The 19,402-nt window shown below is 72.8% G+C and carries 18 protein-coding genes and 1 riboswitch; of the genes, 15 read left to right on the top strand and 3 right to left on the bottom strand.

The window, feature by feature from the left end; translation table 11 throughout:
- Positions 1-47 precede the first annotated feature (47 nt).
- The 8 genes from ACFYXA_RS32950 (at position 48) to ACFYXA_RS32985 (ending at position 9,417) form a co-directional block, all read left to right on the top strand.
- Positions 48-1,091 (top strand): sugar-binding domain-containing protein, encoded by a 1,044-nt coding sequence (locus ACFYXA_RS32950; RefSeq protein ID WP_351097343.1) that lies wholly within the window; start codon positions 48-50, stop codon positions 1,089-1,091.
- A 77-nt stretch (positions 1,092-1,168) separates the two neighbouring features.
- Positions 1,169-1,474: a barstar family protein gene (locus ACFYXA_RS32955; protein WP_389039839.1), complete on the top strand. Its 306-nt coding sequence runs from the start codon at positions 1,169-1,171 to the stop codon at positions 1,472-1,474.
- Between the two features lie 131 nt (positions 1,475-1,605).
- A complete protein-coding gene (locus tag ACFYXA_RS32960; RefSeq protein WP_351097442.1) occupies positions 1,606-3,045 on the top strand; it encodes a GuaB1 family IMP dehydrogenase-related protein in 1,440 nt (479 codons plus the stop codon).
- 294 nt (positions 3,046-3,339) lie between these two features.
- Positions 3,340-4,827 (top strand): amino acid permease, encoded by a 1,488-nt coding sequence (locus ACFYXA_RS32965; RefSeq protein WP_352248064.1) that lies wholly within the window; start codon positions 3,340-3,342, stop codon positions 4,825-4,827.
- Between the two features lie 10 nt (positions 4,828-4,837).
- Positions 4,838-5,290: an Lrp/AsnC family transcriptional regulator gene (locus ACFYXA_RS32970; protein ID WP_130444560.1), complete on the top strand. Its 453-nt coding sequence runs from the start codon at positions 4,838-4,840 to the stop codon at positions 5,288-5,290.
- A 188-nt stretch (positions 5,291-5,478) separates the two neighbouring features.
- Complete coding sequence (locus tag ACFYXA_RS32975) at positions 5,479-6,693, top strand: MFS transporter (RefSeq protein ID WP_389039843.1); 1,215 nt, start codon at positions 5,479-5,481, stop codon at positions 6,691-6,693.
- A 159-nt stretch (positions 6,694-6,852) separates the two neighbouring features.
- A complete protein-coding gene (locus ACFYXA_RS32980; protein ID WP_352248068.1) occupies positions 6,853-7,641 on the top strand; it encodes a carbon-nitrogen hydrolase family protein in 789 nt (262 codons plus the stop codon).
- Positions 7,642-7,704: 63 nt separating this feature from the next.
- Positions 7,705-9,417, top strand: coding sequence for a flavin monoamine oxidase family protein (locus ACFYXA_RS32985; protein WP_389039848.1), 1,713 nt, complete (start codon positions 7,705-7,707; stop codon positions 9,415-9,417).
- 19 nt (positions 9,418-9,436) lie between these two features.
- Here ACFYXA_RS32985 and ACFYXA_RS32990 read toward each other — a convergent pair whose 3' ends face one another.
- Positions 9,437-10,138, bottom strand: coding sequence for a DUF5995 family protein (locus ACFYXA_RS32990; protein WP_352248072.1), 702 nt, complete (start codon positions 10,136-10,138; stop codon positions 9,437-9,439).
- 142 nt (positions 10,139-10,280) lie between these two features.
- Between ACFYXA_RS32990 and ACFYXA_RS32995 the strand changes: the two genes are divergently transcribed.
- The gene (locus ACFYXA_RS32995; protein ID WP_389039944.1) at positions 10,281-11,429 is read left to right on the top strand and encodes a glycoside hydrolase family 6 protein; all 1,149 of its coding nucleotides are present in this window, start codon (positions 10,281-10,283) and stop codon (positions 11,427-11,429) included.
- On the opposite strand, the gene ACFYXA_RS33000 is transcribed toward ACFYXA_RS32995, so the two are convergent.
- The gene (locus ACFYXA_RS33000; protein ID WP_352248074.1) at positions 11,399-12,787 is read right to left on the bottom strand and encodes a solute carrier family 23 protein; all 1,389 of its coding nucleotides are present in this window, start codon (positions 12,785-12,787) and stop codon (positions 11,399-11,401) included. The genes ACFYXA_RS32995 and ACFYXA_RS33000 overlap by 31 nt on opposite strands.
- Before the next feature lie 102 nt (positions 12,788-12,889).
- The gene (locus ACFYXA_RS33005; protein ID WP_352248076.1) at positions 12,890-14,101 is read right to left on the bottom strand and encodes an MFS transporter; all 1,212 of its coding nucleotides are present in this window, start codon (positions 14,099-14,101) and stop codon (positions 12,890-12,892) included.
- A gap of 119 nt (positions 14,102-14,220) precedes the next feature.
- On the opposite strand from ACFYXA_RS33005, the gene ACFYXA_RS33010 reads away from it, so the two are divergent.
- The 6 genes from ACFYXA_RS33010 to ACFYXA_RS33035 all read left to right on the top strand — a co-directional run bounded on the left by ACFYXA_RS33010 (position 14,221) and on the right by ACFYXA_RS33035 (position 19,364).
- Entirely contained in the window at positions 14,221-15,498 is a 1,278-nt protein-coding gene (locus ACFYXA_RS33010) for an ROK family transcriptional regulator (RefSeq protein WP_389039854.1), read from the top strand.
- A gap of 207 nt (positions 15,499-15,705) precedes the next feature.
- Positions 15,706-15,836: riboswitch (FMN riboswitch) on the top strand.
- Positions 15,837-15,979: 143 nt separating this feature from the next.
- Positions 15,980-16,582, top strand: a complete 603-nt coding sequence (locus ACFYXA_RS33015) for a riboflavin synthase (protein ID WP_389039857.1) — start codon at positions 15,980-15,982, stop codon at positions 16,580-16,582.
- A complete protein-coding gene (locus ACFYXA_RS33020) occupies positions 16,579-17,220 on the top strand; it encodes a nicotinamide riboside transporter PnuC (protein ID WP_389039860.1) in 642 nt (213 codons plus the stop codon). The genes ACFYXA_RS33015 and ACFYXA_RS33020 overlap by 4 nt, the downstream gene beginning before the upstream one ends.
- Positions 17,217-18,506 (top strand): bifunctional 3,4-dihydroxy-2-butanone-4-phosphate synthase/GTP cyclohydrolase II, encoded by a 1,290-nt coding sequence (locus ACFYXA_RS33025; protein ID WP_352248082.1) that lies wholly within the window; start codon positions 17,217-17,219, stop codon positions 18,504-18,506. The genes ACFYXA_RS33020 and ACFYXA_RS33025 overlap by 4 nt, the downstream gene beginning before the upstream one ends.
- Positions 18,507-18,571: 65 nt before the next feature.
- Entirely contained in the window at positions 18,572-19,057 is a 486-nt protein-coding gene (gene ribH / locus ACFYXA_RS33030) for a 6,7-dimethyl-8-ribityllumazine synthase (protein WP_352248084.1), read from the top strand.
- Between the two features lie 34 nt (positions 19,058-19,091).
- The gene (locus ACFYXA_RS33035) at positions 19,092-19,364 is read left to right on the top strand and encodes a phosphoribosyl-ATP diphosphatase (RefSeq protein WP_327427198.1); all 273 of its coding nucleotides are present in this window, start codon (positions 19,092-19,094) and stop codon (positions 19,362-19,364) included.
- Positions 19,365-19,402: the final 38 nt, after the last annotated feature.

Consider the following 19,402-nt stretch of genomic DNA (forward strand, 5'->3'; position numbering starts at 1 on the left):
ACTGATCGAATGCGCCGGATCTGCAAGGATGAACGGCGAATCCAAGTGTGAACAGCAGTGAGGAGATCGCCGTGTCGGGTATGTCGGCGGGCCGGTCAGCCATGCGGATGGGACCCGCTGAGCTGGTGCAGGCGGCGGCCATGGCCCGCCGCTTCTACCTCGAGGGCAAGTCCAAGATCCAGATCGCGGAGGAGTTCGGCGTCAGCCGCTTCAAGGTGGCCCGGGTCCTGGAAACCGCTCTCGAACGGGATCTCGTACGCATCGAGATCCGTGTGCCGGCCGAGCTGGACGCCGAGCGCTCCGACGCGCTCCGCGCCCGCTACGGCCTCAGGCACGCCGTCGTGGTCGAGTCCCCGGCGGACGTCGAGGAGTCGCCCGACCCGGAGAACCTGGGAGAGGTGGCCGCCGACCTGCTCGGCGAACTCGTCAACGAGGGGGATGTCCTGGGCCTGGCCTGGGGCCGCTCCACGATCCACATGGCGGCGGCGCTGGACCGGCTGCCCCCGTGCACGGTGGTGCAGCTGACGGGCGTGTACGACGCCGGGACCGCCGAGCGCGGCTCGGTCGAGGCCGTCCGCCGCGCGGCACAGGTGTCCGGCGGCGACGCGCACCCCATCTACGCGCCGATGCTGCTGCCGGACGCCGCCACCGCCGCCGCGCTGCGCCACCAGACCGGGATCGCCCGGGCCTTCGAGTACTTCGACAAGGTCACGGTCGCCTGCGTCTCCATCGGCTCCTGGGAGCCGGGCATCTCCACGGTGCACGACATGCTCAGCGACGAGGAACGCGGCCACTACGCCTCGCTCGGCGTCGCCGCCGAGATGTCCGCGCACCTCTTCGACGCGGACGGCCGCCGGGTCGGGCGCGATCTGGGCGAGCGGTGCATCACCGTCAAGGCCGACCAGCTCCGCCGCGTCCCCGAGGTCGTCGCGATCGCGGGCGGGCAGCGCAAGGCGGCCGCGATCGACGCGGTGCTGCGGTCCGGGCTCGTCACCAGCCTGGTGACGGACACCTCGGCCGCGGACTACCTGATGACGGCCGGACCGATGCCGAAACCGGCCCTCAACCGCGCCGATCCCGACGGTTCCTGACGTAACGTCAGACCCGGGGGCGGCCGCGCGGCCGTCCCCGGAACCGGAGACCACGACTCGCGCAGGGCGGTGCCTGGATGACGGATCACGTGCTCACGCTGGACCTCGACGGCGTCGAGGACAAGGCCGACCTGATGGACGCCTGCGTCCGCGACCTCGAGCTGCCCGACCGGTTCGGGCGCAACTGGGACGCCCTCGCCGACAGCCTCAGCGACCTGCCCGCCCGCCCCGACACAGAGGGCATGCTCGTCGTCGTACGGAACTGGATGCCGTACGCGAAGGCGCGGCCGGAGGAGTGGGAGATCGCGCAGGCGGTGTTCTCCTCGGCGGTGGACCGGGCGCCCGCCCTCTCCGTGGTGCTGGCCCTCGGACGATCCTCCTAACGGCGGCGCGGCTCCCCTGGACGATCCGACCGGGCGGTGCGCCACGGGCCCCGTGGGAGAATGAAGTACGTGCTTCTCCCCCCTGGCTACCTGCCCGGGGGTCACCTCTGATCGACCGGGATGTGCAGCACGTGCGTTTCCTCAACGACATCCAGCCCGCCCACGACCTGACCTACGACGACGTCTTCATGGTGCCGAGCCGCAGCGCCGTGGGCTCGCGGCAGGGCGTGGACCTCAGCTCACCGGACGGCACGGGCACCACGATCCCGCTGGTCGTCGCCAACATGACCGCCGTCGCCGGCCGCCGCATGGCCGAGACCGTGGCCCGGCGAGGCGGACTCGTCGTCATACCGCAGGACATCCCCCTCGACGTCGTCACCGACGTCATCTCCTGGGTCAAGGGCCGCCACCTGGTCCTGGACACCCCCATCGTGCTCGCGCCCCACCAGACCGTCGCCGACGCGCTGGCCCTGCTGCCCAAGCGCGCCCACAACGCGGGCGTCGTCGTCGACGCGGACGGCCGCCCCGTCGGTGTCGTCACCGACGCGGACCTCACCGGCGTGGACCGCTTCACGCAGCTCAGCGAGGTCATGTCCAAGGACCTGCTGCTGCTCGACGCGGACATCGACCCGCGCGAGGCCTTCAACACCCTCGACCGCCGCAACCGGCGCTACGCCCCCGCCGTGGACTCCGAGGGCCGGCTCGCCGGCATCCTCACCCGCAAGGGCGCCCTGCGCGCCACGCTGTACACGCCGGCCACCGACGCCGAGGGCAGGCTGCGGATCGCCGCCGCCGTCGGGATCAACGGCGACTTCGCCGAGAAGGCCAAGCTGCTGCTCGACGCGGGCGTGGACACGCTCGTCATCGACACCGCGCACGGCCACCAGGAGTCGATGATCAACGCCGTCCGGCTGGTGCGCGACCTGGACCCCCGAGTCCCGATCGTCGCGGGCAACATCGTCTCCGCCGAGGGCGTCAGGGACCTGATCGAGGCGGGCGCCGACATCGTCAAGGTCGGTGTCGGACCCGGCGCCATGTGCACCACCCGCATGATGACCGGCGTCGGCCGGCCGCAGTTCTCCGCCGTCCTGGAGTGCGCGGCCGAGGCGCGCCGGCACGGCAAGCACGTGTGGGCCGACGGCGGCGTACGCCACCCGCGCGACGTGGCGATGGCCCTCGCGGCCGGCGCGTCCAACGTGATGGTCGGCTCCTGGTTCGCCGGCACCTACGAGTCCCCCGGCGACCTCCAGCACGACGCGGACGGCCGCGCCTACAAGGAGTCCTTCGGCATGGCCTCCGCGCGCGCGGTCCGCAACCGCACCGCCGAGGAGTCGGCCTACGACCGCGCCCGCAAGGCGCTGTTCGAGGAGGGCATCTCCACCTCCCGCATGTTCCTCGACCCGGCCCGCCCGGGCGTCGAGGACCTGATCGACTCGATCATCGCGGGCGTCCGCTCCTCCTGCACCTACGCCGGCGCGGGCTCCCTGGCGGAGTTCGCCGAGAACGCCGTCGTCGGCGTCCAGAGCGCGGCGGGCTACGCGGAGGGCAAGCCGCTGCACGCCAGCTGGTAGCACCGCTGGTGGGGCCGGATTCGGGTGCGGGGAGGCCGCGGCTGGTCGCGCAGTTCCCCGCGCCCCTCGGGGTGCCCTCGGGCAGCCTGCAACAGATGTGCAACCTCGTCGCCATGAACGCAACGATTCTGTGTGTGCGCGCATGGTTGCTGCATTACACCTGCGACGTCCCTGGTCATAGTGTCGTGCGCTGTACGTGGCGTGGCGGGGACCCCGCTCGGTGGGTTCCTGCCCGGTGCAGGTGTGCCCGCGGGGCCCCCTCGCGTCGAGAGGCAGCGACGAAGGAGTCAGAGCGTGCTCGACCATGGCGCACCCCCCGACCACCGCACCCAGGCCGCCCCGCCGCCCCCGGGTCCGGTCGCCAGTCTGATGCGGCGCAAGCCCGTGGAACGCCTGGTGGCCGAGGGCGGGCAGGGCGAGGGAGGGGCCCTGCGACGCTCCCTCGGCCTCTGGCAGCTGACCATGATCAGCATCGGCGCCACGCTGGGCACCGGCATCTTCGTCGTCCTCGGCGAGGCCGTCCCCAAGGCCGGCCCCGCCGTCACCCTCTCCTTCGTGATCGCCGGCCTCACCGCCCTGTTCTCGGCCCTGTCCTACGCCGAGCTCGCGGGCGCCATCCCGGTCGCCGGCTCCTCGTACTCGTACGCGTACGCAACGATGGGCGAACTCGTCGCCTGGGTCTGCGGCTGGTGCCTCGTCCTGGAGTACGGCGTGTCCGTGGCCGCCGTCGCCGTCGGCTGGGGCGAGTACCTCAACGAACTGCTCGACGGCACCCTCGGCGTCACCATCCCGGCCGCGCTGTCCGCCCCGCCGGGCGACGGGGGCGTGTTCAACCTGCCCGCCCTCGTCGTCGTTCTGCTGGCCATGGCGTTCCTGCTCGGCGGGGCCCGGGAGTCCGCCCGCGCCAACACCGTCATGGTCGTCGTGAAGATCGCCGCGCTGGTGCTGTTCTGCGCGATCGGCGTCCAGGGCTTCCGCTCGGGCAACTACGAGAACTTCATGCCGCTCGGCATGACGGGCGTCAGCGCGGCGGGGGCGACGCTGTTCTTCTCGTACATCGGCTTCGACGCGGCCTCCACCGCCGGCGAGGAGGCGAAGAACGCGCAGCGCGACCTGCCCCGCGCGATCATGCTCTCCCTGGTCATCGTGACGGTGCTGTACGTCCTCGTCGCCGCCGTCGCCGTCGGCGCCCGGCCCTGGCGGAGCTTCAACGACTCCGAGGCCGCGCTCGCCCAGATCATGCGGGACGTCACCGGGCAGTCCTTCTGGGGCACCCTGCTGGCGTTCTGCGCCGTCGTCGCCATCGCCAGCGTCGTCCTGACCGTGCTCTACGGCCAGACGCGGGTCCTCTTCGCGATGTCCCGCGACGGACTCGTGCCCAAGGTGTTCTCCCGCGTCCACCCGAGGACCGGCACACCCCGCGCCAACACGCTGATCGTGTCCCTGTTCTGCGGCGTCCTCGCCGCCGCCGTCCCGCTCGGGCAGCTCGCCGACGCCACCAGCATCGGCACCCTGTTCGCCTTCGCGCTGGTCAACGTCGCCGTCGTCGTCCTGCGCCGGACGCGCCCGCAGATGTCCCGCACCTTCCGCGTCCCGCTGTCGCCGTTCCTGCCCGTTCTGGGCTTCGCCTTCTGCGTCTGGATGATGGGCAGTCTGTCCGCGATCACCTGGGTGGTCTTCGGCGTCTGGATGGCCGGCGGGCTCGTGTTCTACTTCCTTTACGGCTACCGCCGCTCCCGTCTCGCACCGCCAGCAGCGTCAGCTGCGTCAGAAGTGAAGTGAACGAACCGCCGTGCTGAACGATCTCGACGAACGCATCGTGCACGCCCTCGCCGAGGACGCCCGCCGCTCCTACGCGGACATCGGCCAGCTGGTCGGCCTCTCCGCCCCCGCCGTGAAACGGCGCGTGGACCGGCTGCGCGCCACCGGGGCCATCACCGGCTTCACCGTCCGCGTCGACCCGGCGGCGCTCGGCTGGGAGACCGAGGGGTTCGTCGAGATCTACTGCCGGCGCAACACCTCCCCGGAGACCATCCAGCGGGGCCTGGAGCGCTACCAGGAGGTCGTCGCCGCCTCCACCGTCACCGGGGACGCGGACGCGGTCGCCCAGGTCTTCGCGGCCGACATGCGCCACTTCGAACGCGTGCTGGAACGCATCGCGGGCGAGCCCTTCGTGGAACGCACCAAGTCGGTGCTGGTCCTGTCCCCCCTCCTGAGACGCTTCTCGTCGGGCTCCCCGACGTGACGCGGGCCGCTGGGCTGAGCCGTGGGGCGGGGCCGGGCTGCGGGTCGGGGAAATTGCGGGGGCGGCGGGGTGGTCGGGGCTAGCATCGGGTTCATGACCTGGCGACATTGATCCACCGCTCATGCCTCCCGAGGGCCGCCTCGGACGTCGTGTCCACGACCTCCGAACCGCTCCCTCGGGAAGGCCCCATGTCACCCACCCCCGGTCGTCTCACGGCCACGCTGTACGTCTACGCGTTCCTCGACGAGTTCGTCCTGCTCTACCCGGTGTACGCGCTGCTGTTCGCCGACACCGGGCTGTCCGTCTGGCAGATGTCCTCGCTGTTCGTCCTGTGGTCGGCGACCGGCGTGCTGCTGGAGGTCCCCTCCGGCGCCTGGGCGGACGCCGTCTCCCGCCGGACCCTGCTGTGGCTCGGCCCGCTGCTCGGCGGGGCCGGGTTCGCCCTGTGGGTGCTCTTCCCCTCGTACTGGGCCTTCGCGCTCGGCTTCGTCCTGTGGGGCGCGCGCGGCGCGCTGGGCTCCGGGGCGCTGGAGGCCCTGGTCTACGAGGAGCTGGAGCGGCTCGGCACGGCGGACACCTACGCCCGGGTCATGGGCCGGGCCCACGCGGCCGGACAGGCCGCCGCGATGACGGCGATGGCGGCGGCCGGCCCGGTCTTCGCGGCCCACGGCTACCCGGCCGTCGGCGCGGCCAGCGTCCTGGCCTGCCTGCTCTGCGCCGCGACGGCGACCCGCTTCCCCGAACACCGCCACCCGGCCGCCGGTCCCGCCTCCGGAGCGGACGAGGGGGCGGCCGCCGGCTGGGCCGCCGCCCTGCGGTCCGGGCTCGGCGAGGTGCGCCGTGACCGCTCCGTGCGCGGGGCGCTGCTGCTCGTCCCGGCCGTCGGGGCGGTCTGGGGCGCGCTCGACGAGTACACCCCCCTGCTGGCCAGGGAAACCGGCGTGGCGGACGCGACCGTCCCCTACCTGCTCGTGGTGATCTGGGCGGGCGTCACGGCGGGCAGCCTGCTCGCCGGTCCGGCCGAACGCCTCGGCAGCGCGCCCAAGGGGCTCGCCGCGCTGCTCGTGGTCTCCGCGCTCGCCCTCGCCGTCGGCGCGGCCGCCGGGACACCGGCCGGGATCGCGCTGGTGGCCGCGGCCTTCGGCGGCTTCCAGCTGGCGACGGTGCTCGCCGACGCCCGCCTCCAGCAGCGCATCGAGGGCACCGGCCGGGCCACCGTCACCTCGCTGGCGGGCCTGGCCACCGAGCTGACCACCATCGCCGTCTACGCTGCGTACGCGACCGCCCTCGCCTCCACCGGCGCCCACACCACGACGTTCGCGCTGTTCGCGGCGCCTTACCTGCTGGTGGCGGCGGTGCTCGCGGCACGGGCGGTGAGACCGGCGCGAGCGCGCTGCCGCTGAAGCGCACCCCAGTGCGTGCAACGAATCGCCGCCCCGCCCGGAATCGACGCAACGAACCGCTGGTCAGCGCGCAACGGGTGCTTCTTGTTCCGCCGAGGGCGACGCCCGTACCGTCTAGGTGGCCCCCACAATCACCCCTGCCCCCGGTGAGGATCACGCATGCGCACCGCCCTGCTCCAGAGCTCCGGCCGGCCCGGCTCGGTCGCCGAGAACCTCAAGGTCCTCGACGAGGCCGCCGGCCGGGCCGCCGACGCGGGCGCGGGGCTGCTCGTGACCCCGGAGATGTTCCTCACGGGGTACGCGATCGGCGACGACATCGCCCGTCTCGCCGAGCCCGCCGACGGCGACTCGGCCGACGCGGTCGCCGAGATCGCCGGCCGGCACGGGCTCGCCGTGGCGTACGGCTACCCGGAGCGCGAGGGCGCGACGGTCCACAACTCCGTCCAGCTGATCTCCGCCGAAGGCGCCCGCCTCGCCGGCTACCGCAAGACCCACCTCTTCGGCTGCTTCGAGCGCGACCACTTCGCCCCCGGCGGGCAGCAGGTCGTCCAGGCCGAGCTGAACGGCCTCACCGTCGGCCTCCTCGTCTGCTACGACGTCGAGTTCCCGGAGAACGTCCGCGCCCACGCCCTGGCCGGCACCGACCTCCTGGTGGTGCCGACGGCGCAGATGCACCCCTTCCAGTTCGTCGCCGAGTCGATGATCCCGGTGCGCGCCTTCGAGAACCAGATGTACGTCGCGTACGTCAACCGGGTCGGTGTGGAAGGGGAGTTCGAGTTCGTCGGGCTGTCCACGTTGGCCGGCCCCGACGGCGTCGCCCGCACCCGCGCCGGACGCGAGGAGCAACTGGTGTTCGCCGACGTGGACCCCGCCTTCCTCGCCGCCTCCCGCGAGGCGAACCCCTACCTCCAGGACCGCCGGCCCGGCCTCTACGGCTCCCTGGTCTGACCCGGCCCCCGGCCGCCCCCGCCCCCACCCCCGTTCTTCCTCGCCGCAAGGAGTCCGCACCCCATGACGTCCACGGTGCCCAACGCCGTCGAGCACACCGACGCGCAGCAGCCGCCGATCACCATGTTCGGCCCGGACTTCCCGTACGCCTACGACGACTTCCTCGCCCATCCGGCGGGGCTCGGCCAGATCCCGGCGACCGAGCACGGCGCCGAGGTCGCGGTCATCGGCGGCGGATTGTCCGGCATCGTGGCCGCGTACGAGCTGATGAAGATGGGCCTCAAGCCCGTCGTCTACGAGGCCGACCGCATCGGCGGCCGGCTGCGCACCGTCGGCTTCGAGGGCTGCGACCCCTCGCTCACCGCCGAGATGGGCGCGATGCGCTTCCCGCCGTCCTCCACGGCGCTCCAGCACTACATCGACCTGGTGGGTCTGGAGACCCGCCCGTTCCCCAACCCCCTCTCGGAGGCGACGCCTTCGACCGTCGTCGACCTCAAGGGCGAGTCCCACTACGCCGAGACGATCGACGACCTCCCGCAGGTCTACCGGGACGTGGCGGAGGCCTGGGGGAAGTGCCTCGAAGAGGGCGCCGACTTCAGCGACATGAACCGCGCCCTGCGCGAGCGGGACGTGCCGCGCATCCGCGAGATCTGGTCCAAGCTCGTCGAGAAGCTCGACAACCAGACCTTCTACGGCTTCCTCTGCGACTCCGAGGCGTTCAAGTCGTTCCGCCACCGCGAGATCTTCGGCCAGGTCGGCTTCGGCACCGGCGGCTGGGACACCGACTTCCCGAACTCCATCCTGGAGATCCTGCGCGTCGTCTACACCGAGGCCGACGACTACCACCGGGGCATCGTCGGCGGCAGCCAGCAGTTGCCGCTGCGCCTGTGGGAGCGTGAGCCGGAGAAGATCGTCCACTGGGCGCAGGGGACCTCGCTCGCGACCCTGCACGAGGGCGGCGAGCCCCGCCCCGCGGTGACCCGGCTGCACCGCACGGCCGGCAGCCGCATCACCGTGACGGACGCGCACGGCGACATCCGCACCTACCAGGCGGCGATCTTCACCGCCCAGTCCTGGATGCTGCTGTCGAAGATCGCCTGCGACGACTCGCTCTTCCCGATCGACCACTGGACCGCCATCGAGCGCACCCACTACATGGAGTCCTCGAAGCTGTTCGTGCCGGTGGACCGCCCCTTCTGGCTGGACAAGGCCGTCGACGACAGGGGGAACCCGACCGGCCGGGACGTCATGTCGATGACGCTCACCGACCGTATGACGCGCGGGACTTACCTGCTCGACGACGGCCCGGACAAGCCCGCCGTCATCTGCCTCTCCTACACCTGGTGCGACGACAGCCTGAAGTGGCTGCCGCTGTCCGCGAACGAGCGGATGGAGGTCATGCTGAAGTCGCTCGGCGAGATCTATCCCAAGGTCGACATCCGGAAGCACATCATCGGCAACCCGGTGACGGTCTCCTGGGAGAACGAGCCCTACTTCATGGGCGCGTTCAAGGCCAACCTGCCCGGCCACTACCGCTACCAGCGGCGTCTGTTCACCCACTTCATGCAGGACCGGCTCCCCGAGGACAAGCGGGGCATCTTCCTCGCCGGCGACGACATCTCCTGGACCGCCGGCTGGGCCGAGGGCGCCGTGCAGACCGCGCTGAACGCGGTCTGGGGAGTGATGCACCACTTCGGCGGGGAGACCGACGCGACCAACCCGGGCCCGGGCGACCTGTACGACGAGATCGCCCCGGTGGAACTCCCCGAGGACTGAGGCGGGTTGAGGGCCGGGCTCACAGCGGGGTGAGCAGCATCCGGCCGGCGAAGCCGACCGCCGCGTCGAGGCGGTCGGCCGACTCCCGGGCGAGGTCCGGGAGCCGGCGCAGGGCCCACAGGGCGCGGGCCGTGGACCAGGCGGCGTCCCGGGCGCGCTCCAGGCTCCACGAGCCCAGGAGATGGGTGAGCGGATCGGCGATCCGCAGAAGGTCGGGGCCCGGCGTCAGCTCCTCGCGGATGCGCTCCTCCAGCGTGACGAGGAGATCGCCCACGCGGTCGAACTCGTCCTCCATGTCCGCCGGTTCGCAGCCGAGGCTACGACAGGCGTCCACGACGGCGAGCGCGAGGTCGTGGCCGACGTGCGCGTTCATGCCCGCGAGCGCGAACTGCACGGGCCGTACGCCGGGATGGCGGCGCAGCTGCGACAGCGGGCGCCAGCAGGCCGGCGGACGGCGGCCGCGGGCGTCCGCGTCGACCGCCGTGAGGTAGCGCTCGGCGAGCCGAACGTCCAGCGTGCCGGCGGCGCCGGGGGCCGTGAACAGGCCCGTGCCGACGCGCCGTTCGGCCTCCCGCCTGACGGCCAGGCAGACCCGGTTGAAGACCGCGATCCCGTCCCGCGGTGGCAGGGCCGCGTCAAGGTCGCGCATCCGGGCGAGCACCCCGTCGAGAGCGGCGGCGGCCGGGGTGACGGGTGGGGCGGACTGTTCCGAGTGCGGCATGGGGGAAGGGTCGCAGCCCTAGGCTGACTCGCGCGCCGGCGGGCCCGGGGCTTCCCCGGAACGGGGGACGTGCCCGTCGCGCGGGAGGGGGAGCAGCACCGTGCGAGTACCGCGTCATCGGCGGGCCGTCCGGCGGCGCGTCGTGGTCGCCGTCGCCTCGGGGACCGTCGCCCTGGCCGCGGCGGCCGCCATGGTGGCGTCGTCCGGCGACGGAGACGACACCGGCGACGGACGCCGGGGCAGGGCGAGCGAGCCGTTGCGGCGGGAGACGAGCGGCCCCCGGGCCCTCGCGCCCGCCTCCCCGTCCCCGGCCGCGTCGCCTTCCCCGTCAGCCTCCGGGAGGACCCCCGCGGCCGGCCGGAGCGCCTCGTCCGCGCCCACCGCCACGGCCCGCCGGAAGGGACGCGGGGCGGCCGCGCCGGGCCGGCTCTACCGCCACCCCGAATCCCAGGTCGCGGACTGGGTCCGGGCCAACCCGGGCGACGCGCGCCGCGCGGTCATCGAGTCGCGCATCGCGAGCCGGCCGGCCGCGGTGTGGTTCGCCGACCACACCCCGGACACGATCACCTCCCGGGTCCGCGCCGTCACCGCGGGCGCCGCCGCGCAGGGCCGGGTGCCGGTCCTCGTGCCCTACCTCATCCCCGACCGGGACTGCGGCGGGGCGTCCGGGGGCGGCGCACCCGACCTCGACGCCTACGACGCCTGGATCGACCGGTTCGCCGCCGGCCTCGGCTCGGGGGAGGTCGTCGTCATCCTGGAGCCCGACGCGATCGCCTACGCCGACTGCCTCCCGGCGGAGCGGCGGGCCGCCCGTTTCGCCTCGCTGGCCCGCGCGGGCCAGGTCCTCACGGCGGCCGACCCCAGGGCCCGCGTCTACTACGACGCCGGCCACTCCCACTGGAACGGGCCGGCGCGGCAGGCGGACCTGCTCAGGCAGGCGGGCGCCGCCTCCGCGTGGTCCGCCGGGATCTTCAGCAACGTCTCCAACTACCAGCGCACCGCCGACGAGGTCGCCTACGCCCGCGAGGTCCTCGCCGCGCTGGGCGGCCCCGCGGGCCTCGGCGCGGTCATCGACACCAGCCGCAACGGCAACGGCGCGCCCGCCGGCGGCGAGTGGTGCGACCCGGACGGCCGTGCGGTGGGCCGGGCCCCCACCCTCGACACCGGCGAGGCCCGCGTCGACGCCTACCTGTGGGTGAAACTGCCGGGCGAGTCCGACGGCTGCAAGGGCGAGGCGGGGTCGTTCAGCCCTTCGTACGCCTACGAGCTGGCGCGTTCGGGGTCGTCGTAGGAACTGGTGCCCTCGTCCAGCAGCGGGTGCTGGGTCTTGAGGTGGGCGGGGGCGAAGGCGCGCAGCGCGTGGTAGCCGACGATGACGACGAGGGTGCCGAGCGCGATGCCGCTGAGGGAGAAGGTGTCGGTGAACGTCAGGGTGACGTTGCCGACGCCGATGATGATGCCGGCGGCGGCCGGGACCAGGTTCAGCGGGTTGCTCAGGTCGACGCCCGCGTTGGTCCAGATCTGCGCGCCGAGCAGGCCGATCATGCCGTACAGGATGACGGTGATCCCGCCGAGGACGCCGCCCGGGACGGCGGCCACCACCGCGCCGAACTTGGGGCACAGGCCGAACAGCAGCGCGAAACCGGCGGCGGCCCAGTAGGCGGCGGTCGAGTAGACGCGGGTCGCGGCCATCACGCCGATGTTCTCGGAGTACGTGGTGTTCGGCGGGCCGCCGACGGCGGTGGACAGCACCGAGCCGAGGCCGTCGGCCGCGATCGCCGTGCCGAGCTTGTCGTCCAGCCGGTCGCCGGTCATCTCGCCGACCGCCTTGACGTGCCCGGCGTTCTCCGCGACCAGCGCGATGACGACCGGCAGCGCGACCAGGATCGCCGACCACTGGAAGCTCGGCCCGTGGAAGGAGGGCAGGCCGATCCAGTCCGCCCGGCCGACCCCGGACAGGTCCAGCCGCCAGTGGTCGGTGACCTTGCCGCTCGCGTCCGCCGAGTGGATCCGCCCGAAGATCCGGTCGAACGCCCAGGAGACGGCGTAGCCGAAGACCAGGCCCAGGAAGATCGCGACGCGGGACCAGAAGCCGCGCAGGCAGACCACGGCCAGCGCGGTGAACGCCATGACCAGCAGCGCGGTCCACTGGTCCTGCGGCCAGTAGGTGGAAGCGGTCACCGGGGCGAGGTTGAAGCCGATCAGCATCACGACCGCGCCGGTCACGATCGGCGGCATCGCGGCGTGGATGATCCGCGCGCCGAACCGCTGCACCGCCAGCCCCGCCAGGAACAGCGCCACGCCCACGACGAGCACCGCCCCGGTGACCGTGGCGCTCGTGCCGCCCTGGGCGCGGATGACGGCCGCCACACCGACGAAGGACAGCGAGCAGCCCAGGTAGCTGGGCACCCGGCCGCGGGTGGCGAGCAGGAAGATCACGGTCGCGACGCCCGACATCATGATCGCGAGGTTCGGGTCGAGCCCCATCAGGACGGGCGCGACGAAGGACGCGCCGAACATCGCGACCACGTGCTGCGCGCCCAGCCCCACCGTGCGGGGCCAGGACAGCCGCTCGTCGGGGCGGACCACCGCGCCCGGCGCGGGGGTGCGTCCGTCGCCGTGCAGTTTCCAGCCGACGCCAAGATCCATGGTGCGGTTTCGCTTTCGTGCGGGTGCGGATGTCCGGCCCATTCTCACGCGAAAACCGGAATGCAACCGACCGCTTGCCGGTCCGCCCCCTGGTCGAGCCCCTCAGGCGCGGGGCTCGGCGACCGTCTCGCTCCGTGCGGCGGCCCGCTCGGGCATCCGTTCGCCGCCGCGCAGCACCCCCGCGAACACCACCAGGCCGCAGGCCAGCAAGGTCACCACGCCGAACGACACCACCAGGCTCGTCATCTGTGCCACCCCGCCGATCAGGCTCGGCGCGATCAGGCCGGAGGTGTACGTGATGGTGGCGACGCCCGCGATGGCCTGGCTCGGGTTCGGCCCGCTGTGCCCGGCCGCCGCGAAGCAGAGCGGGACGACGACGGCGATGCCCAGGCCCATCAGCCCGAACCCGCCGGTGGCCACCGCCGGGTGTCGCCCGAACACGATCAGCAGGCCGCCCAGCGCCGCCAGCACGCCGCCCACCCGTACCGTGCGCACCGCGCCGAAACGGTTCACCACCGCGTCGCCCGCGATCCGGGCCACCGCCATGGTGAGCATGAAGCCCGTCGTGCAGGCCGCCGCGACACCGGCCGACGACTCCAGCTGATCGCGCAGGTACACGGCCGACCAGTCCAGCGCGGCGCCCTCCGCGAACACCGCGCAGAACCCGACCGCGCCGATCAGCAGCGCCGAGCGGGGCGGCAGCGCGAACCGCGGCGGCGGCTCCTCGTCCTCGGTGGGCCGCACGTCGAGCACCCAGCGGCAGGCCAGCAGACCGAGCGCCGTCAGGACGGCCGCCGCCAGCGCGTGGTGCACGCGCGCGTCCGCGCCGAGGTGCGCCGCGAGCGTCCCGCCCGCCGAACCGACCAGCGCGCCCGCGCTCCACAGGCCGTGCAGCCCGGACATGATCGACTTGTCGAGCAGTCGTTCCACCTCCACGCCCAGCGCGTTCATGGCGACGTCGGCCATGCCGGCCGTGGCGCCGTAGACGAACATCGCCAGGCACAGGGTGAGCAGGTTCGGCGCCAGCGAGGGCAGGACCAGGGCCAGCGTCCACGACGCGATCAGCGCGCGCAGTGCGGCCCGGCTGCCCAGCGTGTGGGAGATCCGGCCGGCCAGCGGCATGGAGCACGACGCGCCGAACGCCGTGAAGGCGAGGGCGAACCCGAGCTGTCCCGCGCTCACCGAGGCGTGGTCCTGGATCCAGGGGACGCGGGTGGCGAAGGAGCCGGTGACCGCGCCGTGCACGGCGAAGACGGCGGCCACGGCGTACCGGGCCCGCTTCACCTCCGCGGGTGCGCAGATCACTTCGCTCATGCTCCTTGTCCCCTCTCCGGGCCGCCGTACGGTGCGCGCCGTAAACTATCAGGAAGCCTGCCTGATAAATAGGGGTCGCCAGGAACCGGACGCCGGCTCCCCATGGGAGGATTCCCCGCATGCCCGCATCCCCGAGCACCGCCCGGGCCATCAACGACCGGCTCGCCCTGCGGCTGTTGCAGGACGAAGGCCCGCTGACGGCCGGGCAGTTGAAGGAGCTCACCGGCCTGTCCCGGCCGACGGTCGCCGACCTCGTCGAGCGCCTCGCCGCCTCCGGGCTGATCGAGGTCGTCGGCGAGACCGGCGCGCAGCGGCGCGGCCCCAACGCCAGGGTCTACGGCATCGTCGCCGGCCGGGCCCACCTCGCGGCGCTGGACGTGCGCACCGAGGGCGTCACCGTCGTCGTGTCCGACCTGCTCGGCCGGGTCCTCGCCGAGGCGTCCGCGCCGATCGGGGACGACGCCGGCACCGGTCCCGCGGTGGAGCAGGCGGTCACGCTGGTCGAGCGGGCGGTGAAGGAGGCCGGGGCCGACCGGCTGCACACCGTCGGCATCGGCGCGCCCGGCCTGATCGACCCCGCGAGCGGCGAACTGCGGGTCTCCTCCGGCCTGCCCGCCTGGCACCGCCGGCTGGTCGCCGCCCTCCAGGAACGGCTCCCCGCGGCCCGCGTCAGCGTCGAGAACGAGACCAACCTCGCCGCCCTGGCCGAGCAGCACGCGGGCGCGGCCCGGGACCGCGACACCTTCGTCCTGCTCTGGCTGGGCCACGGCACCGGCGCGGCCGTCGTCCTGGACGGCGCCCTGCGCCGGGGGGCCTCCGGCGGCACGGGTGAGATCGGCTTCCTCCCGGTGCCGGGCACCGGCGCCCTCCCGTCGGCGAGGGACTGCGAGGGCGGCTTCCACAGCCTGGCGGGCTCGGCGGCGATCGTGGAGCTGGCGGGGGAGTGCGGTGTGCCGGCGGCGCGCGGCCGGGCGCTGGCGGACCCGGGGGCGGTGGCCGGTGAGCCGGACGCCGCCGCTCTGGTGCGGTGGGCCGTGGCCGCGGTGGGGGAGAGGGGCGGTGGACCGGAGGCCGAGGCGCCACAGGCGGCCGGCCTCGCGGGGAGCCAGGTCGCCGTGCGGTTCCTCGATGTGCTGGCCGACCGGGTCGCCATCGGGGTGGCGTCCGTCGTCGCCGTCCTCGATCCGGGCTGCGTGGTGCTCGGCGGCGAGGTCGGCCAGGCGGGCGGGGAGGCGCTCGCCGCCCGGGTGGCCGAGCGGCTGCGGCGGATGGCGCCGCTGCCGACGGAGGTGCGCCCCGGCACCCTGGGCGGCGCTGCGGTGCTGCACGGCGCGCTGCTGACCGCACGTCAGTCCGCTCAGGGGGAGTTGTTCGGGGCGACGCCCGAGGCGCGCTGAGGGCGTTCGCGCGCCAGGTGACGCGCGGCGACAGGGCTCCCGGCGGCGGGCAAGGGCCGTCGTCACCGCCGCCGGGGCCGTGTCCGTCGACATTAAGAGGACTAGACCAATGCGTCAACAGGTACGGACCAATCCCTGTGAGGCACCCCACATTCTTCACCCGTATGGACGTGGATCCGGCGTGGCACACTGGCCCTGTACCTAAAGCAGCGCACTCCGGGGTCGGTGAAAGTCCGAACCGGCGGTTACAGTCCGCGACCCGGTCGCTTCCAGCGACCGGTTGACCAGGTGGAATTCCTGGACCGACGGTTAAAGTCCGGATGGGAGGCAGTGCGCGGCGGGCGGGCATTCGTGCGCGCCGCCGTATACGTACTCGTCCGCGGACGGGTCTGTCCGGCGTCGCCCCCGGTGTCCTCGCCCGTACTTCTGTCGTCTCGACAGCCCCGGAGTCCGTGCCCGAAGAGGCAGGAGGACCCGGGAAGTGTTCACCGGAATCGTCGAAGAGCTGGGTGAGGTCACCGCCGTCGAGAATCTCGGCGACGCCTCCCGCTTCCGGCTGCGCGGCCCCGTCGTGACCGACGGCGCGAAGCACGGCGACTCCATCGCCGTGAACGGGGTCTGTCTCACCGTCGTCGAACACGAGGGCGACGAGTTCACCGCGGACGTCATGGCGGAGACCCTCGACCGCTCCAGCCTCGGCGCCCTGACCGTCGGCTCCCGCGTCAACCTGGAACGGCCCACGGCCGTCGGCGCGCGCCTCGGCGGGCACATCGTGCAGGGCCATGTCGACGGCACCGGCGAGTTGCTGGAGCGCAAGCCGTCCGAGCACTGGGAGATCGTCAAGGTCTCGCTCCCCGCCGATCTCTCCCGGTACGTCGTGGAGAAGGGCTCCATCACCGTCGACGGCATCAGCCTCACCGTCGTCGACGCCGGCCCCGACTACTTCACCGTCAGCCTCATCCCCACCACGCTCGCCCTGACCACGCTCGGCCGCAAGCAGCCCGGCGACCCGGTCAACCTCGAAGTGGACATCGTGGCCAAGTACGTCGAGCGGCTGATGGCCGGTCAGGGAGGCACCCGGTGAACTGGCTCAACTCAGAGGCGTTCACCCTCCTCGACCAGCACATCCTCTGGTCGGACATGATCGGGAACATCTTCGGTCTGGTCGCCCTCGCCCTCGGCTGGCGCCGCTCCATCTGGAGCTGGCCCGTCCAGTTCCTCTCCGGCCTCATCCTCTTCGGCGCCTTCTTCGGCCACCTCACCGGCAGCGCCGGCAAGCAGGCCGTCGTCATGGTCGTCGCCCTGTACGGCTGGTGGCAGTGGAACCGCGACAAGGGCCGTACCGACGACGGCCACATCGCCCCCCGCTTCGCCACCTGGACCGAGCGCGTGACCATGCTCGCCGCAGCGGCCGCCGGCACCGTCGCCGTCGCCCTTCTCTTCAAGGCCTACCCGGACCTGTCCTGGGACCCCTGGCCCGACGCCTACATCTTCGTCGGCACCATCGTCGCCATGTACGCCCAGGCCCGCGGCATGGTCGAGTTCTGGTTCGCCTGGCTCCTCGTCGACCTCGTCGGCGTCCCCCTGAACTTCGCCAACGGCTACGCCTTCTCCGGCTTCGTCTACGTCATCTACGGCGCGCTCGTCCTGTGGGGCATGCGCGACTGGTGGCTGCGCTCCCGCAGGGGACCGCGGCCCGCCCTGGAAGGAGCGCCGGCATGAACCCGGCACAGATCACGTACCCCGGTGACCCCGTCGAGGACTTCACCCTCGACCCCGTCGAGCAGGCCGTCGCCGACATCGCGGCCGGCCGCCCCGTGGTGGTCGTCGACGACGAGGACCGGGAGAACGAGGGCGACCTCGTCATCGCCGCAGAGAAGGCCACCCCCGAGATCGTCGCCTTCATGATGAGCGAGTGCCGCGGCCTGATCTGCGCGCCCATGGAGGGCGACGAACTCGACCGCCTCGACCTGCCGCAGATGGTCGCCGACAACACCGAGTCGATGAAGACCGCCTTCACCGTCTCCGTCGACGCCTCCGCCGCGCACGGCGTGACCACCGGCATCTCCGCCTCCGACCGCGCCACCACCCTGCGGCTCCTCGCGGGCGGCGTCGCCGGACCCGGCGACTTCGTCAGGCCCGGCCATGTCTTCCCGCTGCGCGCCAAGCCCGGCGGCGTCCTCGTCCGCGACGGCCACACCGAGGCCGCCGTCGACCTCGCCCGGCTCGCCGGCCTGCGCCCGGCAGGCGCGATCGTCGAGATCGCCGGCGAGGACGGCCGGATGCTCCGGCTCCCCGAACTCATCCCCTTCGCCCGCAAGCACGGCCTGACGATCATCTCCATCAAGGACCTGATCGCCTACCGGCGCTCCGCCGAGCCCACCGTCCGCCGCGAGGCCGCGACCCGGCTCCCCACCGTCCACGGCACGTTCACCGCGTACGGCTACCGCTCCACCGTCGACGGCGTCGAGCACGTCGCCCTCGTCCACGGCGACATCGGCGACGGCGAGGACGTACTCGTCCGCGTCCACTCCGAATGCCTCACCGGCGACGTGTTCGGCTCCGCCCGCTGCGACTGCGGCCCCCAGCTCGACGCCTCCCTGGAGCGCATCCAGGCCGAGGGCCGCGGAGTCGTCGTCTACCTGCGCGGACACGAGGGCCGGGGCATCGGCCTGCTGTCCAAACTGCGCGCCTACGAACTCCAGGAGCAGGGCCACGACACCCTCGACGCCAACCTGGAGCTCGGCCTGCCCGCTGACGCCCGGGACTACGCGGCCGGCGCGCGGATCCTGGAGGACCTCGGGGTGCGCGGCGTCCGCCTGATGACCAACAACCCCGAGAAGACCGACGCGCTCGTCCGGCACGGCCTCAAGGTCAGCGCCCGCGAGCCGATGCCCGTACAGGCGGGCGAGCACAACATCCGCTACCTGCGCACCAAGCGCGACCGGATGGGACACGACCTGCCCTGGCTGGACGCGGCCCCCGTGTCCCCCTGCGGCAACCAGTAGCGGCAACCAAGCGGCAACCAGCAAGCGGCAAACCGGCAAGACCAGCACCGAGGAGAGACGAGAACGTGAGCGGCAAGGGCGCACCCGAACTGTCCGTACGCAATGTGGGCGACCTCAGGGTCGCCGTCATCGCGGCCCAGTGGCACGAGAAGGTGATGGACGGTCTGGTCGACGGCGCCCTGCGCGCCCTGCACGACCTGGGCATCGACGAGCCGACCCTGCTCCGGGTCCCCGGCAGCTGGGAGCTCCCGGTCGTCGCCAAGGTCCTCGCCGGACGCGGCTACGACGCGATCGTCGCCCTCGGCGTCGTCATCCGCGGCGGCACCCCCCACTTCGAGTACGTGTGCCAGGGCGTCACCCAGGGCCTCACCCAGGTCTCCGTCGAGACCGGCGTCCCCGTCGGCTTCGGCCTCCTCACCTGCGACACCGAGGAACAGGCCCTGGACCGGGCCGGCATCGAGGGCTCCAACGAGGACAAGGGACACGAGGCGGTGACGGCGGCGGTGGCCACGGCGGCCACCCTGCGCTCAGTATCCGAACCGTGGCATTAGGCCGGTCGGCACAGCGCGTACAGTGGGCGACACCATGTCCAAGAAGACGTTCGAGGAGCTCTTCACCGAGCTCCAGCAGAAGGCCGCCAACGGCGACCCCGCCACCTCCCGCACCGCCGAACTCGTCGGCAAGGGCGTCCACGCCATCGGCAAGAAGGTCGTCGAAGAGGCCGCCGAGGTCTGGATGGCCGCCGAGTACGAGGGCAAGGACGCGGCCGCCGAGGAGATCTCGCAACTGCTGTACCACGTCCAGGTGATGATGGTCGCCCGGGGGATCTCCCTCGACGACGTCTACGCCCACCTGTGACCCGCGTCCGTCAACACCACGCCGACACACCACGCGAA

The sequence above is a fragment of the Streptomyces sp. NPDC002566 genome (genome assembly GCF_042889585.1).
In the GTDB taxonomy this organism is placed as follows: domain Bacteria; phylum Actinomycetota; class Actinomycetes; order Streptomycetales; family Streptomycetaceae; genus Streptomyces.

What these genes read in the sequence shown, in the direction of transcription:
- ACFYXA_RS32955 (WP_389039839.1), top strand. Translation starts at nt 1,169, where the DNA reads ATGACGGATCACGTGCTCACGCTGGACCTCGACGGCGTCGAGGACAAG.
- ACFYXA_RS32975 (WP_389039843.1), top strand. Translation starts at nt 5,479, where the DNA reads ATGTCACCCACCCCCGGTCGTCTCACGGCCACGCTGTACGTCTACGCG.
- ACFYXA_RS32980 (WP_352248068.1), top strand. Translation starts at nt 6,853, where the DNA reads ATGCGCACCGCCCTGCTCCAGAGCTCCGGCCGGCCCGGCTCGGTCGCC.
- ACFYXA_RS32985 (WP_389039848.1), top strand. Translation starts at nt 7,705, where the DNA reads ATGACGTCCACGGTGCCCAACGCCGTCGAGCACACCGACGCGCAGCAG.
- ACFYXA_RS32990 (WP_352248072.1), bottom strand. Translation starts at nt 10,138, where the DNA reads ATGCCGCACTCGGAACAGTCCGCCCCACCCGTCACCCCGGCCGCCGCC.
- ACFYXA_RS33000 (WP_352248074.1), bottom strand. Translation starts at nt 12,787, where the DNA reads ATGGATCTTGGCGTCGGCTGGAAACTGCACGGCGACGGACGCACCCCC.
- ACFYXA_RS33005 (WP_352248076.1), bottom strand. Translation starts at nt 14,101, where the DNA reads ATGAGCGAAGTGATCTGCGCACCCGCGGAGGTGAAGCGGGCCCGGTAC.
- ACFYXA_RS33010 (WP_389039854.1), top strand. Translation starts at nt 14,221, where the DNA reads ATGCCCGCATCCCCGAGCACCGCCCGGGCCATCAACGACCGGCTCGCC.
- ACFYXA_RS33025 (WP_352248082.1), top strand. Translation starts at nt 17,217, where the DNA reads ATGAACCCGGCACAGATCACGTACCCCGGTGACCCCGTCGAGGACTTC.
- ACFYXA_RS33035 (WP_327427198.1), top strand. Translation starts at nt 19,092, where the DNA reads ATGTCCAAGAAGACGTTCGAGGAGCTCTTCACCGAGCTCCAGCAGAAG.